The organism is Oceanobacillus iheyensis HTE831 (assembly GCF_000011245.1).
Lineage (GTDB): Bacteria > Bacillota > Bacilli > Bacillales > Amphibacillaceae > Oceanobacillus > Oceanobacillus iheyensis.
Map to the genome: position 1 here is coordinate 2632549 of NC_004193.1, position 13377 is coordinate 2645925.

The following is a 13377-nucleotide window of genomic DNA, read 5'->3' on the forward strand; positions in this document are numbered from 1 at the left end:
TTATTCATGTCCATTCCCTCCTGTAGCATATGTCATTATTTTTTCTTGCGTCGCCTCTTCTCTAACTAATTCTCCTGAAATCTCTCCTTCGTGGATAACCATTATTCGGTCACTCATTCCGAGTACTTCAGGCAAATCAGAAGAAATCATTATGATAGCTAAGCCTCTCTCTGTTAATTCATTCATTAACTGATAAATTTCTCGCTTTGCACCAACATCTATTCCTCTGGTAGGCTCGTCCATGATCAATACTCTAGGAGATGTGCCTACCCATTTTGCTATAACAACCTTTTGCTGATTTCCTCCAGATAAGTTTCCTACAGGCAGCTCTTGGGTCTGTGTTTTAATTTGTAACCGCTTTATCATAAGCTCAACAAAATCTTTTTCGTCTTTACCTTTGATAAATCCCTTATTAGAGAAACTGTTTAAATTCGACAATCCAATATTCTCTCTAATCGAAAAGTCTAAAACAAGTCCTTCATCTTTCCGATTTTCTGTAATAAATGCCAATCCTGCTTTCATCGCATCTGTCGGATCTTTAATGGTAAGTTTCTTTCCATCAAGCAGTATTTCTCCTTGATCTACTTCATCTATTCCAAATATGGCTCGCATAATCTCTGTACGGCCAGCACCCATCAGTCCGGATACACCAAGTATTTCTCCTTCTCTTACGGAGAATTTTATATCGTTAAAATAACCTTTACGACTAAAATTGTTTACTTGTAATACGGGCTTACCAAATGTTGGCGTTCGTTCTGGGTAACGTTCATCCAATTCTCTTCCTACCATTTGTTTTACAATCTCGTTATAATTTGTATCTTTAATCCACGAAGTCTTGACCGATATCCCATCTCGCATTACTGTAATTCGATCACAAATCGCAAAAATTTCTTCCATACGATGCGAAATATAAACCAATGCAACACCTTGTTGTGTAAGCTCTTTCATAATTTCAAATAACTTATCGATTTCTCTATCCGTTAGAGCAGCAGTTGGTTCATCCATGATAATAATTTTGGCATCTAACATCAGCGCTTTTGCAATTTCAATTAGTTGTTGTTCCCCAACAGAGCATTCGCCTGCTTCTTTGTCAAATGGAATTGAAAAGTCTAATCTACTAAATACCTCTTCAGCTTTTTCCTTCATTACTTTTTCTCGTAAAAATCCAAATGAATTAGTCATTTCTTTACCAATAAATAAATTCTCTAATACTGTCATCTGTGGCAAAATATTTAACTCTTGTCGAATAAATGCAATTCCTGCTTGCTCCGATTCCTTAGAATCTTTATATTGAGTTTTTACGCCATCTATCGTTATTGAACCTTGATTTGAAGGGAATAGACCAGTAAGAATATTCATTAATGTAGACTTTCCGGCACCGTTCTCCCCCATTAATGCATGAATCTCTCCTGGTTCAAGTGAAAAATCTACACCTTCAAGCACGTTATTGGAGCCAAAAGATTTATGAATATTTTCCATGACAATCTTCATTATTAATCACTCCTTTTTCAGAAAAAAACACCCGATTGTAATATGCAATTTGCGTAAGGAGTTATTTCTCCCGTACGTATAATTGCTTTTGCTTGTTTACTTAACGCTTTAAATTGTTCATGGGTTACATACGTTATTGGTATATCGTTGATCACTTCCTGTATTTGCTTGTGATTTTCTGTATTATCTACTTTTATCTCACGAGCTAATGTTACTCCTTCAATGACCATATCCGCTTTTACTGCCTTTAGTACGTCGAGAAAAGATGGAGTACCAGGGGTCAAAGCTACATCAATCTTTGTAACCCCTTCTGGAACAGGTAAGCCTGCATCGGCAATAACAATTTGATCGGTATGTCCCAAATCTGATAAAACTTTTGATATTTCGCTGTTTAACATACCTTTTTTCTTCATATACTTTATTCCTCCATCTCTGTTCGAGTTGGCATCCCGCCTTGTGCACCAAATTTTGTAATTGATATCGATGCAGCCTTATTCGCAAAACGAATTGCATCCTCTAAGGATCTTCCTTCTGCAATCGCTATTGCGAAAGAAGCATTGAAAGTATCTCCTGCACCTGTTGTATCTACTGGTACTACTTCATAAGAAGGAATAACTATTTCTGCTTCACCATCAAAGTAACGTACACCATTTTTCCCCTCGGTAATCAATAATTTATTGGGATAGCGTTTTAATACGTCGCTTCTATTCTCATTGCCAAACATAATCGAAAATTCATGTTCATTTGGAGTAAGATAAGTGGTACGTTCTATTACTTGATTGGACACTTCTCTTGCAGGAGCTGGATTTAATAAAATTGGAACTTCGTATGTATGACAAGTTTCAATTACAAACTCTACCGTCTCTTCAGGAATTTCTTGTTGAATTAATACAATGTCCGCATTTATCAACTTATCCAGCGATTTTTTTATATAGTCTGGTGTAACATAATCATTCGCACCTTTTACAAAAATAATGCTATTATCATCTTCTGCTAACGTAATATGTGCAGTTCCTGAAGCAACATCGGTAACCGGTTCCACATATTCCACAGAAACTTTATTTTCTTGTAAATTGCTTAAAATTTCTTCGCCAAACGTATCCTTTCCTACTCTACCAATCATAGATACATTCGCTCCTAATCGAGATGCAGCTACTGCTTGATTTGCACCTTTACCACCTGGCACCGTTTGAAAATCATCACCAATAATCGTTTCTCCGGCTTTAGGTCTTGTTGGAGCTGTTACGACTAAATCTATTGATGAGCTTCCCACTACAGTTATGTTTACCATCTATATTCCTCCATTTACTGTTGAATTTCTTTCTTTTATGAAAACAGGTAATTGTTCATGTATCGTATTTAGTTTTTCTTTGCTGATAAGTTTTATAATCATTTCTGCTGCTTTCATTCCCATCTCGTACGTTGGCTGATGAATGGTAGTAAGACTCGGATGAACAATCTCACTGATCGTTATATTATCGTACCCGATTACTTGTAAATCAGTTGGTACGCTAATTCCTCTTGTTACAGCCTCATGTAAAACTGCAGCAGCTACTAAATCATTACAAGCAATAATACCATCTGTATCAGGGAATTGATCAAATAGTTCTTTTGCTTTCTGTCTCCCATCTTCAAAAGATAGCTGACAATCTAAATAATGGAAGGAAACATTATTCTCACTTAAATATTGTGTCGCTGATTGAAATCGGTCATATAACGGTTTTGCGTCTTGAGGTCCTCTTAAAACAACTATTTTTTCACAAGCCGATCGTACTAATTTTTCTGCAGCTAATCGTCCTCCTGATTTATGGTCTGCATACACTGCAGGAAGCTCTTCGGTAGTACGATCGACTGTTACAACCGGCACACGTAAATTAGTTAGCACTTCATGATGTAAACGATCAACAGAAGCTATTAATCCAACCACGTTATGTTGTAAAAATGTATCAATATAGTCCATTTCCTTTGTAGCATCACCATCCGTATTCCCAAAAATAACGCGATAGCCTAGCTGTTGGAGCTTGTCTTCCACCCCTCTTGCTAATGCAGGAAAAAAAGGATTGGTAATATCAGGAAGTACAAGCCCAATTAACTTAGAAGTACGTTTATATAACGATCGCGCCACTTCATTAGGCTTATATTGCAAATGATTAATCGCTTCCATGACTGCCTTCCGAGTATCTTCATATACATACCCACTATTATTTAGTACTCTAGAGACTGTAGCAGCTGATACACCAGCTTCTTTAGCTACATCTTTGATGGTTACTGTCATTTTTATTCATTCCTTCAATAAAATATGGAACCGGTTTCAGATAAATATTATCATGAAAGCGTTTTGATAGCAATAGAAAATATCCCCTGTTATTGTGAAGTTTCTGGAAATCTTATTCTCTATTTCGTATGATAGAAGGTAGACGATTAAAAAGGTGGAGTCCACATGAAATTCTCAAGACACCATAATCATTTAATTAATGAAACTTCTCCCTATTTACTACAACATGTAAATAACCCAGTAGATTGGTATCCATGGGGAGAAAAAGCATTTAATAAAGCAAGAAAAGAACAAAAACCTATTTTTTTAAGTATCGGTTACAGTAGTTGTACATGGTGCCATAACATGAACCGGGAATCCTTTATGGATCAAGAAGTTGCTGCATTATTGAATCAGTATTATGTCTCTATCAAAGTAGATCGAGAAGAAAGACCTGATATCGATGGACTATATATGAAAGCATGCCAAATGATGACTGGACATGGTGGTTGGCCATTAACCATTATTATGACGGATGATCAAGTTCCTTTCTTTGCCGGAACTTATTTTCCAAAGCATCAAAATTATGGATTACCGGGATTAATGGATATATTACCTACAATCGCAAAAAAGTATGCTGAAGATCCACAACAAATAGCAGAATATATGAAAAAAGTTGAAGATGCATTACAAGATACGCTTAGTAAAAAAAGTAACGAGTCACTTACTAGCGAAGATTCAGTAAGAACGTATCAACAGTTGAACGAATTATTTGATTATCCGTATGGGGGTTTTTATAAAGAGCCTAAATTCCCTTCACCACATAATCTATCTTTTTTAATTCATTATTACTACAAAACCGGAGACAAAAATGCATTAAAAATGGTAGACATGACATTAAAGTCAATTTTTCAAAGTAGCACATGGGATCATGTAGGATTCGGGGTTTTCCGTTATGCTACTGATAGAAAATGGATGTTTCCTCATTTCGAGAAAATGCTTTATGACCAAGCATTTTTATTAGATGTTAGTGTGGATATGTTTCTCATCACAAAAGATCCATTTTATCAATTAAAGGTTAACGAAATTATCCAATTTGTAAAAAGAGAAATGACAGCTGAAAATGGTTGTTTTTATGCTTCATTAAGTGCCGATTCAAACGGAGAAGAAGGAGCATATTATCTCTGGTCACTGGAAGAAATATATTCCATATTGGGTGAGGATGAAGGAGATTTGTTCGCTGAAGCTTATGGAATTGTCCCTGTAGGTGTTCACCAAGGAAAGAATCTACCTTATCGTAGTGGTATTTCTTTAGAGTCACTTGCATCCACTTATGGAATTCAGGTAGAGAAAGTAAAAACAACATTGACTAAGAGTGTAGATAAATTACAAAAAGCAAGATTACTCCGCACAGCACCTGCAACAGATGATAAAATTCTTACGAGTTGGAATGGGTATATGATTGCTGCACTCGCTAAGGCAGGAAGCGTTTTCCAAGAAGAAAACTGGATTAATCATGCTATAAATACTATGAAGAATTTAAGCGATATATTAATAAAAGATAATCGATGGTTTGCAAATTATCGACAAGGAAAAACAAATACGAAAGGATTTCTTGATGACTATGCAGCTATCCTATGGGGCTATATCGAGTTACATCAAGCTACGATGGAAATAGATCACCTTAAAAAGGCAAAAACAATTGCTAACGATATGATCAAGCTTTTCTGGGATAGTAACGATGGTGGTTTCTTTTTTGTAGCGAATGATGCGGAGCAATTAATATCCAGGGAAAAGGAAATCTACGATAGTCCTATACCATCAGGCAATAGTCTTGCTAGCATTCAACTATCAAGATTAGCAAACCTAACTGGAGAGATGAGTTATTATTCGTATGTTGATACGATGATGTATACTTTCTATAGAGAACTTCAGGATGAACCTAGTGGAGCCTCTTTCTTTATGCGAAATCTATTTTTACAACAAGATCAAACAAAGCAAGTCATTATCATCGGGGAAAATACGGAAGCATTCTTTAATCATATTAGAAAGCGTTATCTACCAAATATCCATATTATCTCGGCAACAGAGTCTAGCTCTTTAGCCACGTTATTACCTAATGGGGAGAATTATAAAAAAGTTAATGGACAAACAACCTATTATGTATGCTCCAACTTTCACTGCAATCGACCTACTACTTCTATCCAAAAAGCTTTAGAAGAAGTAATCACAGAGTCAAAACAAAAAGGAGAGTTATTATGAAAGTAAAAATGAATGTACAGACTGCTTATCATGGAGAATTATTACGTGCGGGAAAAGTATACGATGTTGATGAGGAAACAGCAAAACGTTGGATTGCCAGTAAGCTAGCAATAGAAGAAGAGAATGAAACGTAACAAAAACCGCAAGCGCACGTTTTCCTATAAACTGCGCTTGCGGTTTTTATTATTTATCTATTGGCGAAAAATTCTTCTGCCTCTTCTAAATATTTTTCTTGATTAGGAGTTAGATCATATTCCTCTTCAATGGCAGATACAGGACATACTGCTTTACAAGCTCCACAATCAATACAAATATCCGGATCAATGTAAAACTGTTTTACGCCTTCTTCTATACAATCAACAGGGCATACACTAACGCATTCCCCTGCTTTTTCACCTCTACAAGGGTCAAGTATGACAAAAGCCATAGATGGATTTACCTCCTTACTCATTAAACAATGTTCACTTTAAATGATAAGGGTTTTCAAAAAAGAAGTAAACCATTTCATTACTTATCGTTAAACATTTACATCTACACCTGGTCCAAATGGAATACCAGCAAAGTAAAAAATTAGTAACATGATAGTAAATGTAATTAAGAAGAAAATAGTATATGGAAGCATCAATGCAATGATTGTTCCTAGTCCAGCTTTTTTATCATACTGTCGAACAAAACCTAATACGATAATCATATATGGATTCATTGGAGTGATTACGTTTGTAGAAGAATCAGCAATACGATAAGCTGCTTGCACGAATGCTGGACTGTATCCTAAATAATAGAACATCGGTACAAAAATTGGTGCTTCTAAAGCCCATTGTGCCGAACCACTAAATACAAACAAGTTAAGAATCGCAGTAAATAAAACAAATGCTAGTATTACTATAATTCCTGTCATTCCAATAGATTGTAAGAATTCAGCACCACTAATTGCTATCCAGGCACCCATATTCGTCCAACTAAAGTAAGCAATAAATTGAGAAGCTGCAAATACTAATACGATAAAACCAGACATATCTTTCATTGATTCTCCCATAAAAGAACCTACGTCTCTGGATGATTTTATTTTTCCAACCGTAACCCCATACGTAACACCTGCAACAACAAATAGTAATAATAGAATTGGTACGATTCCAGTTAAGAATGGCGAAGGAACAATACTTCCATCTTCACCAGTTAAAGGAGAATTTGGAATCAAAATTGCAATAACCAGTAATGCAACAAAGATCACACAAGCGATAATCGAATTTCTCAAACCTCTTATTTCTAAAGAAGTAGCTTCTTTTACTTCTTCTCCAGCACTTCCTTCATATTTTCCTAATCGTGGCTCGACAATTTTTTCTGTTATGAAACCACCAACAAACGTTAAAATAAATGTACATGCCATCATGAAGTACCAGTTATCAACTGGAGTTACAGATATATTCTCATTTACCGTTCGAATTGCTTCTGTCGAAATCCCAGCTAGCAACGCATCGGTTCCTGTTACAATTAAATTGGAAGTGAATCCCGCTCCAACACCAGCGAATCCAGCTGCTAGTCCTGCAAGTGGATGGCGACCGAGATTATAAAACACCATTGCTGCTAGAGGCGGGATAATAACAAAAGCCGCATCGGAGGCTATATTACCTAAAATACCCGTAAGTACAATCGCATACGTAACAAGTGATTTCGGTGCTTTTAATATGGTGCTTTTTATTCCTGTTTCAATAAGTCCTACTTTATCTGCTAATCCAATACCTAGCATCATTGTTAATACAATACCTAGAGGTGCAAATCCAACAAAATTATTTAATGTATCTGATAAAATATATTGAATTCCTTCAGTAGAAAGAAGGCTCTTAATTGCTAATTCCTCTGACTCATCACCAGGCACTACAAAAGTTACATCAAATAATGAAATTACCCATGAAGCTACAACAACAAGAGCTGCCAATGCAATAAATAAAATAAATGGATCAGGAAGTTTATTACCTATTCGTTCAACTCCATTTAAAAATCTTGTCATTCCTGTGTTCTTTTTCTTAGCCAATCTAATTTCCCCCTTTATTTCTATATTTCATTTTCTTTAAAACTAAAAACTCTACGTGGTCTGCCACGTATTCCAGATTGGATTTCACCACATTGTTCGATGATATTCGCTTTTTCTAACAATGTAATAATCCTTCTCGCATTTCGATCTGTTCCTTTTAGCCATCGTGATAAATCTTGAGCTGTAAATTGCTCATGATTATATCGCTTGCTATAGGAGAATATTCTATGGACTACACCTGGACTTACACCTGTATGTTGGATTTTAGTGCGCCAGCTCTCCCCTAATTCGATAGTTTTATAGGAAACAGATGTATCGTCTCCATGTTTCACTGTGATAGTTTCGTCTTCATCAATGATGACAATAGAGGCAATGTGTTGATCTTTTTGATGATGAAATCCTTTACGAACATGCTGCTCCGCCTGGGAAACCGTTTCTCCATAACCAATTGTAATCAATAGTTCCATATCTTCTTGTTCTTTTACATCATGAATTACACTTAATAATTCCGCCTCCGATTGTGGTCCAATTTCACCTCTGGTAGTGAATATTAAGAATAATCCATCTCCAATTTGCAATAATGAACCATGAACTTTTTCGGTAATAAATAAGAGCGTTCTTCGAAGTTCTATTTCTTTATGTTTCATTCGAAATGAATAATGAATGTCTTCGACTGATGTACTCATATTTACTTGACAGCCAATTACTGCTAGTTGTGCATTTTTATAACGAGAGGTTTTTGCCCGTTCAATTAATATCCGAAAAGTTTGCTCGATTGATAAATAAGAGGGGGTTACACGGAATACTGGAATACCTTTTCTTTTTAGCTCATTGTATGTTTCCCATATAAAAGTTATCGCAATATCGGTTTTGCCTTGTTTAAATAATTCTTCATGAAACTCTACCTCATCATTTTGACCTGCATAGGATTGAAATGGACGATTAAAATAATTTATTTCTTCCAGTCGATAATAAGAAACTATTTTCTCTACTTCTTCATTGGTGATCGTATCCATACTAATACGTTTATACACTTGATTGTTTTCTAATTGCGCCTCTAATAATGTACCAAAGAAAGTTGATCCACTCATATTTGGATATAAAGCATTATGATACGAAACAAAATTCTTTTCAATGGCATAACTGTAATTTAAAATACCTGAAAAAAACCATTGATCCACCCGTACATCATTTTCTTGAATAATGGTTTGTATATCTTCTAAATGATTATACGTAAAAGGGGTAATTTCAGTATTTGGAAATTCTTTTGCCACAGCCATTATTTGATTCACGGAATCGGAAGGTCCAATAACTCCAATTTTTATTTTCACATTATCTACCTCTATTCAGCACATACGTATTTTCTTGTTCTATTATTCTAGTAAACGTATCAACAGCAACTGGTAATACCTCTTCCTGAAAATCAAAAGACGGATGATGATGCGGATAATCTAATTTGGTACCAAACAGCATATATGTTGCTTGTCCACCATGTTTTTGTACTTCATTCATCATAAAACTAGCATCTTCAGATCCAGAAACCGATGTTTCTGATATGACATTTTTGACATACTTACTTTTTTCACAAGCATTTTTAATATCATTTATTATGGATGAACTACAACTCATTTTCTCTGTTGATCCAACAGTAGTTATTTCACATTTCGTATCATGCATTTCAGCAGCAGCATTTATGATTCTTTTGGCATGATCTGCCATATAATTATTTAATTCTTTTGTCTCTCCGCGCACCTCGATCTCCATAAAAGCTTCATCAGGAATTATATTTCTACCAATTCCCGCTTCTAATTTACCAACATTTACTCGAGTTGTTCCTGCACTATGTCTAGGTATACCATATAGATGTATTGCCGCTGATGACGCAGAAAGTAGTGCATTTTTTCCTGCTTCCGGATTTATTCCAGCATGTGATGCATTTCCATGATAACGAACATTCAGTTTAGTAGAAGCAAGAAATCCTTTAACAGTTGCAGCAACAGTTCCAACCGGCATTTCTTTTATTCCAATATGACCAGCATAAAAACGATCAACACCCGCTAACCAGCCTTTTTTCGTCATCGCTAATGCTCCTCGACCGCCCTCTTCGGCCGGTTGGAATAAGAAGGTAAATTTCCCAACTAACTGACTCTGATGTTCATAGATATACTTGGCAACACCTAACCCAATCGTTATATGGCCATCATGACCACATGCGTGCATCACTCTTGAATTTATGGAATTAAACGCTTCGCTTGCTGGTATATGAGATTGATGTGTGGATTCATTTATTGGTAAAGCATCTATATCAAATCGAAGAGCAATATGTTTGCCTGGTCTACCAGTATCAAAGGTAGCTACTAGTCCCGTATTTCCACCAGTCATTTTACAAAGCCAAGAATCTTCTACACCATGCTCTTTTGCCTTTTGTTCAAAATGAGTTAGTAAGGTAGTATTTGGTATACCTACTCGAGCATCAGAATCAAGAGCTTCTTTACCAACAAACAACGAATAATTCCATTCCTCTAACATTTTTCCTATGCGGTAAGTAGTTAAATATTCTGTAAATCCAAGTTCTGGATAAGAATGAAACATTCTACGCCATTGAGCTAATTGTTGAGTTAGATTGTGAATAAATTCAGACATAATCTTCCTCCTGCTTCAACTCCTTTAAAGCATCGAGTGCTAATTGAACTAACAATTTGGTCCCTTTTGGTAATGCTCGCTCATCAATTTGGAATTTACTGTCATGGAGTGGTGCTTGTTCATTTTCATTCTCTATTTGAGTACCTAACCAAATAAAAGCTCCTGGATACTTTTGTAAAAACCTCCCAAAATCTTCTCCAGCTAGAGCCGGATTCAAATCTGGTGTTGCAGATTCGCCATACACTGTTTGAGCAGAACGGCGAGCAATTTCCGCCCATTTTGGAGTATTAATAGTTGCAGGATATCCTTCCTGATAATCAATTTCAGCTTTCGTCCCAAATGCTTCAGCTATTTGATTGGTAATTGCAAAAAAGCGTTCTTTTAATCGTTTTTGAATATGTGGTTGAAATGTGCGAATAGAACCTTGTAACGTAACTGTTTTTGGAATGATATTCGGAACACTTCCCGCTTCTAACATACTAATCGTAACTACGGAGGCTTCCATAGGATCTAAATTTCTACTAACGATCGTCTGTAGAGAAGTAATTAAATGGCCAGCTGCAATTACAGCATCACTGGTTTGATGTGGCATACTTGCATGTCCACCCTTACCTTCAAGTGTTATCTTAAAACGATCTGATGCACCCATCACTTCTTTATCATGCACCCCAACTAATCCAGGCTTTAAAAATGGCCATACATGTTGAGCGAATATTACATCTGGCTCATATGTAGAAAATACTCCGCTATCAATCATTGCTTGTGAACCACCTATTGGAGCATCTTCTTCTGCAGGTTGGAATACAAGAAGGATTGTTCCTTCTAAATCTTTTTGCATTTGTTTTAAAATATACCCCGCTCCTAGCAACATAGCTGTATGTGCATCATGTCCACATGCATGCATGATATCTGCTTTTTTTGATTTAAAAGATACATCGGTTTCCTCTTGAATAGGAAGTGCATCCATATCAGCTCTTAATGCAACTGTTTTTCCAGGTTTGTTACCTTTTATAATTCCTAAAACGGCATATCCAGAAAAGTCTGCCTCAAAGTTAATACCATACTCGTGTAATTTACGCTGTACAAAGGCTGAAGTTTCCTTCTCATTATGACTCAGCTCGGGATTTTCATGTAAAAACCTTCGATTGCTGATAATTTCATCCGTTAAATCCGATAGTTGTTGATTTATATCTATCATTCTGCATCCCTCCATTATTAACGGAAAATTTCCTTTAATGTTCCTTTTTGAGAATTATATAGGAAAATCTTAAATTTGTATATATTTATTTGAAAATTAGTTCTAATTATCAATGGTTACCTTTTTCGTTTAATGATAGTTATATATGGGTATATTTTAACTAACTTCATAGATTAAAGGAGAATTATTTGATGAGATTATATACTGTAACACCAAACGTAGATGCAACTGGATGGTTTATAAAATTAGAAAATGTAGCACCCGAGGAATTATATGATTCGAAAGACGAAGCGGTTAGTGCTGCAACGCAAATGGCAAAGGAAAACACACCTAGTACAGTGCAGATATTAGATGGTGATAATAATGTAGAAGATGAGTATCATTACAAAGGTGTCTAAATATAAACGAACAAAAGCGCAAGCGCCCGTATAGAAAACGAAGGGAGCGCGCCCCTATTCTTTAGGGGGTGGTTCGACGGATGTCGAACTTCCTCTTTCCTTTGAGATATAGGAATCACGGTGAGGCGACGAACCCGATGATGACTTTCACCATGGCTTAAGTGCGACTATGCCTCACAAAGAACATTCGGCAGTCTTCTTTTCACCATGGCATAAGTGCGACTATGCCTCACAAAGAACATTCGGCAGTCTTCTTTATTATAGGGTGATTTCGTGAAGTCACCTAGTTTCTGGGCGCTGGAGCTAGACATGGCTAGATAACTTCGTAAGTTTATACACCGCTGCTTAATTTTATAAATTAACATAAGATAATGGGCTAATCTTAACTGATTAGCCCTTTTCTTTGGTTTGAAGCTATTTAGATTTTTACCTATTTCTATTATAGTTGAGTAATTCCCCCTTACCTTCTATTACATTTTTCTCTATACATAAATATAGAGAAATTTTTAAGGAGGATTAAATTGAATAACCACAACGATAATAGAAGAAATCAAGACAAAATTTATTATTCAAAAAGGCGAAATTCTCACCATCATTCTTCAAATCATCATAATCATAAACCCGACTCTCATTGTAATTGTATATATGAATGTACATGTTTTGGCCGTTAGCATTACTATGACCTCTGCTGACTTCTTGTGATTCACTAAGATGTCACCATCTTGGTTGTGCTGGTTCGTTATCATTCAACTCCCACTGCACCTTCACAAGACCTCCCCCGGTAAGAGTGAAAACTTTCCTCCCGTATAACTGTTAGATTTACTGTATAGGTTTCGGGCAGTATTGGACTTTGTCTTGATATGCAGACTTATCCGACCTAATCCAGCCTTCTATCTAATTTCTGTTCGTCAGTTCAGGAGTTTGCGTCCGGCTTCCTTCAGCCACTACCTCACGATAGCCACCTTGCCTTTCGCTAACAGTTCCTACTGCCAAGCCTGTAGTGGACTTTCACCACCAAGTTTCCTCCCCTGCAGGGCACACATAGAAAAAATGACCACTCATTCTTGAAAGTGGTCATTTTTCTGTTTAACTACTTATT

12 protein-coding genes are annotated in these 13377 nt (G+C 36.1%); 3 read left to right on the forward strand and 9 right to left on the reverse strand.

All coding sequences use genetic code 11. The annotated features are described in order from the left end of the window. Genes OB_RS13195 through OB_RS13210 form a run of 4 tightly spaced genes read right to left on the reverse strand, consistent with a single transcriptional unit; the run spans nucleotide 1 to nucleotide 3766 of the window. On the reverse strand, nucleotides 1-1491 hold the full coding sequence (locus OB_RS13195; RefSeq protein ID WP_011066967.1) for a sugar ABC transporter ATP-binding protein: 1491 nt from the start codon (nucleotides 1489-1491) through the stop codon (nucleotides 1-3). Nucleotides 1492-1508: 17 nt separating this feature from the next. Then, nucleotides 1509-1904, reverse strand: a complete 396-nt coding sequence (gene rbsD, locus OB_RS13200; protein WP_011066968.1) for a D-ribose pyranase — start codon at nucleotides 1902-1904, stop codon at nucleotides 1509-1511. 5 nt (nucleotides 1905-1909) lie between these two features. Further along, nucleotides 1910-2782, reverse strand: coding sequence for a ribokinase (gene rbsK, locus OB_RS13205; RefSeq protein WP_011066969.1), 873 nt, complete (start codon nucleotides 2780-2782; stop codon nucleotides 1910-1912). Beyond that, on the reverse strand, nucleotides 2783-3766 hold the full coding sequence (locus OB_RS13210; RefSeq protein ID WP_011066970.1) for a LacI family DNA-binding transcriptional regulator: 984 nt from the start codon (nucleotides 3764-3766) through the stop codon (nucleotides 2783-2785). Nucleotides 3767-3931: 165 nt separating this feature from the next. Here OB_RS13210 and OB_RS13215 point away from each other — a divergent pair, with 165 nt between their 5' ends. Both OB_RS13215 and OB_RS18445 read left to right on the forward strand, forming a co-directional pair. Continuing rightward, nucleotides 3932-6007: a thioredoxin domain-containing protein gene (locus OB_RS13215; RefSeq protein ID WP_011066971.1), complete on the forward strand. Its 2076-nt coding sequence runs from the start codon at nucleotides 3932-3934 to the stop codon at nucleotides 6005-6007. After that, nucleotides 6004-6141 carry a hypothetical protein gene (locus OB_RS18445; RefSeq protein WP_011066972.1) on the forward strand — a complete coding sequence of 46 codons (138 nt, stop codon included), beginning with the start codon at nucleotides 6004-6006 and terminating at the stop codon, nucleotides 6139-6141. The genes OB_RS13215 and OB_RS18445 overlap by 4 nt, the downstream gene beginning before the upstream one ends. Nucleotides 6142-6194: 53 nt before the next feature. Here OB_RS18445 and OB_RS13220 read toward each other — a convergent pair whose 3' ends face one another. The 5 genes from OB_RS13220 to OB_RS13240 form a co-directional block, all read right to left on the reverse strand. Continuing rightward, nucleotides 6195-6434: an indolepyruvate ferredoxin oxidoreductase subunit alpha gene (locus tag OB_RS13220; protein WP_011066973.1), complete on the reverse strand. Its 240-nt coding sequence runs from the start codon at nucleotides 6432-6434 to the stop codon at nucleotides 6195-6197. Nucleotides 6435-6524: 90 nt separating this feature from the next. Then, a complete protein-coding gene (locus OB_RS13225) occupies nucleotides 6525-8015 on the reverse strand; it encodes an AbgT family transporter (protein WP_011066974.1) in 1491 nt (496 codons plus the stop codon). 44 nt (nucleotides 8016-8059) lie between these two features. Further along, nucleotides 8060-9370, reverse strand: a complete 1311-nt coding sequence (locus tag OB_RS13230; protein ID WP_011066975.1) for a hypothetical protein — start codon at nucleotides 9368-9370, stop codon at nucleotides 8060-8062. A 1-nt stretch (nucleotide 9371) separates the two neighbouring features. After that, a complete protein-coding gene (locus OB_RS13235; RefSeq protein WP_011066976.1) occupies nucleotides 9372-10682 on the reverse strand; it encodes an amidohydrolase in 1311 nt (436 codons plus the stop codon). Next, nucleotides 10675-11880 carry a M20 metallopeptidase family protein gene (locus OB_RS13240; RefSeq protein ID WP_011066977.1) on the reverse strand — a complete coding sequence of 402 codons (1206 nt, stop codon included), beginning with the start codon at nucleotides 11878-11880 and terminating at the stop codon, nucleotides 10675-10677. Before OB_RS13240 ends, OB_RS13235 begins: the two co-directional genes overlap by 8 nt. Nucleotides 11881-12068: 188 nt before the next feature. On the opposite strand from OB_RS13240, the gene OB_RS13245 reads away from it, so the two are divergent. Continuing rightward, nucleotides 12069-12278, forward strand: coding sequence for a DUF2188 domain-containing protein (locus OB_RS13245; RefSeq protein WP_231846950.1), 210 nt, complete (start codon nucleotides 12069-12071; stop codon nucleotides 12276-12278). The last annotated feature ends 1099 nt before the right edge of the window (nucleotides 12279-13377 follow it).

Excerpts from the sequence above, each read along its gene's own strand:
- OB_RS13195 (WP_011066967.1), bottom strand. The coding sequence starts at position 1,491 with ATGAAGATTGTCATGGAAAATATTCATAAATCTTTTGGCTCCAATAAC.
- rbsD (WP_011066968.1), bottom strand. The coding sequence starts at position 1,904 with ATGAAGAAAAAAGGTATGTTAAACAGCGAAATATCAAAAGTTTTATCA.
- rbsK (WP_011066969.1), bottom strand. The coding sequence starts at position 2,782 with ATGGTAAACATAACTGTAGTGGGAAGCTCATCAATAGATTTAGTCGTA.
- OB_RS13210 (WP_011066970.1), bottom strand. The coding sequence starts at position 3,766 with ATGACAGTAACCATCAAAGATGTAGCTAAAGAAGCTGGTGTATCAGCT.
- OB_RS13215 (WP_011066971.1), top strand. The coding sequence starts at position 3,932 with ATGAAATTCTCAAGACACCATAATCATTTAATTAATGAAACTTCTCCC.
- OB_RS18445 (WP_011066972.1), top strand. The coding sequence starts at position 6,004 with ATGAAAGTAAAAATGAATGTACAGACTGCTTATCATGGAGAATTATTA.
- OB_RS13220 (WP_011066973.1), bottom strand. The coding sequence starts at position 6,434 with ATGGCTTTTGTCATACTTGACCCTTGTAGAGGTGAAAAAGCAGGGGAA.
- OB_RS13225 (WP_011066974.1), bottom strand. The coding sequence starts at position 8,015 with ATGACAAGATTTTTAAATGGAGTTGAACGAATAGGTAATAAACTTCCT.
- OB_RS13235 (WP_011066976.1), bottom strand. The coding sequence starts at position 10,682 with ATGTCTGAATTTATTCACAATCTAACTCAACAATTAGCTCAATGGCGT.
- OB_RS13240 (WP_011066977.1), bottom strand. The coding sequence starts at position 11,880 with ATGATAGATATAAATCAACAACTATCGGATTTAACGGATGAAATTATC.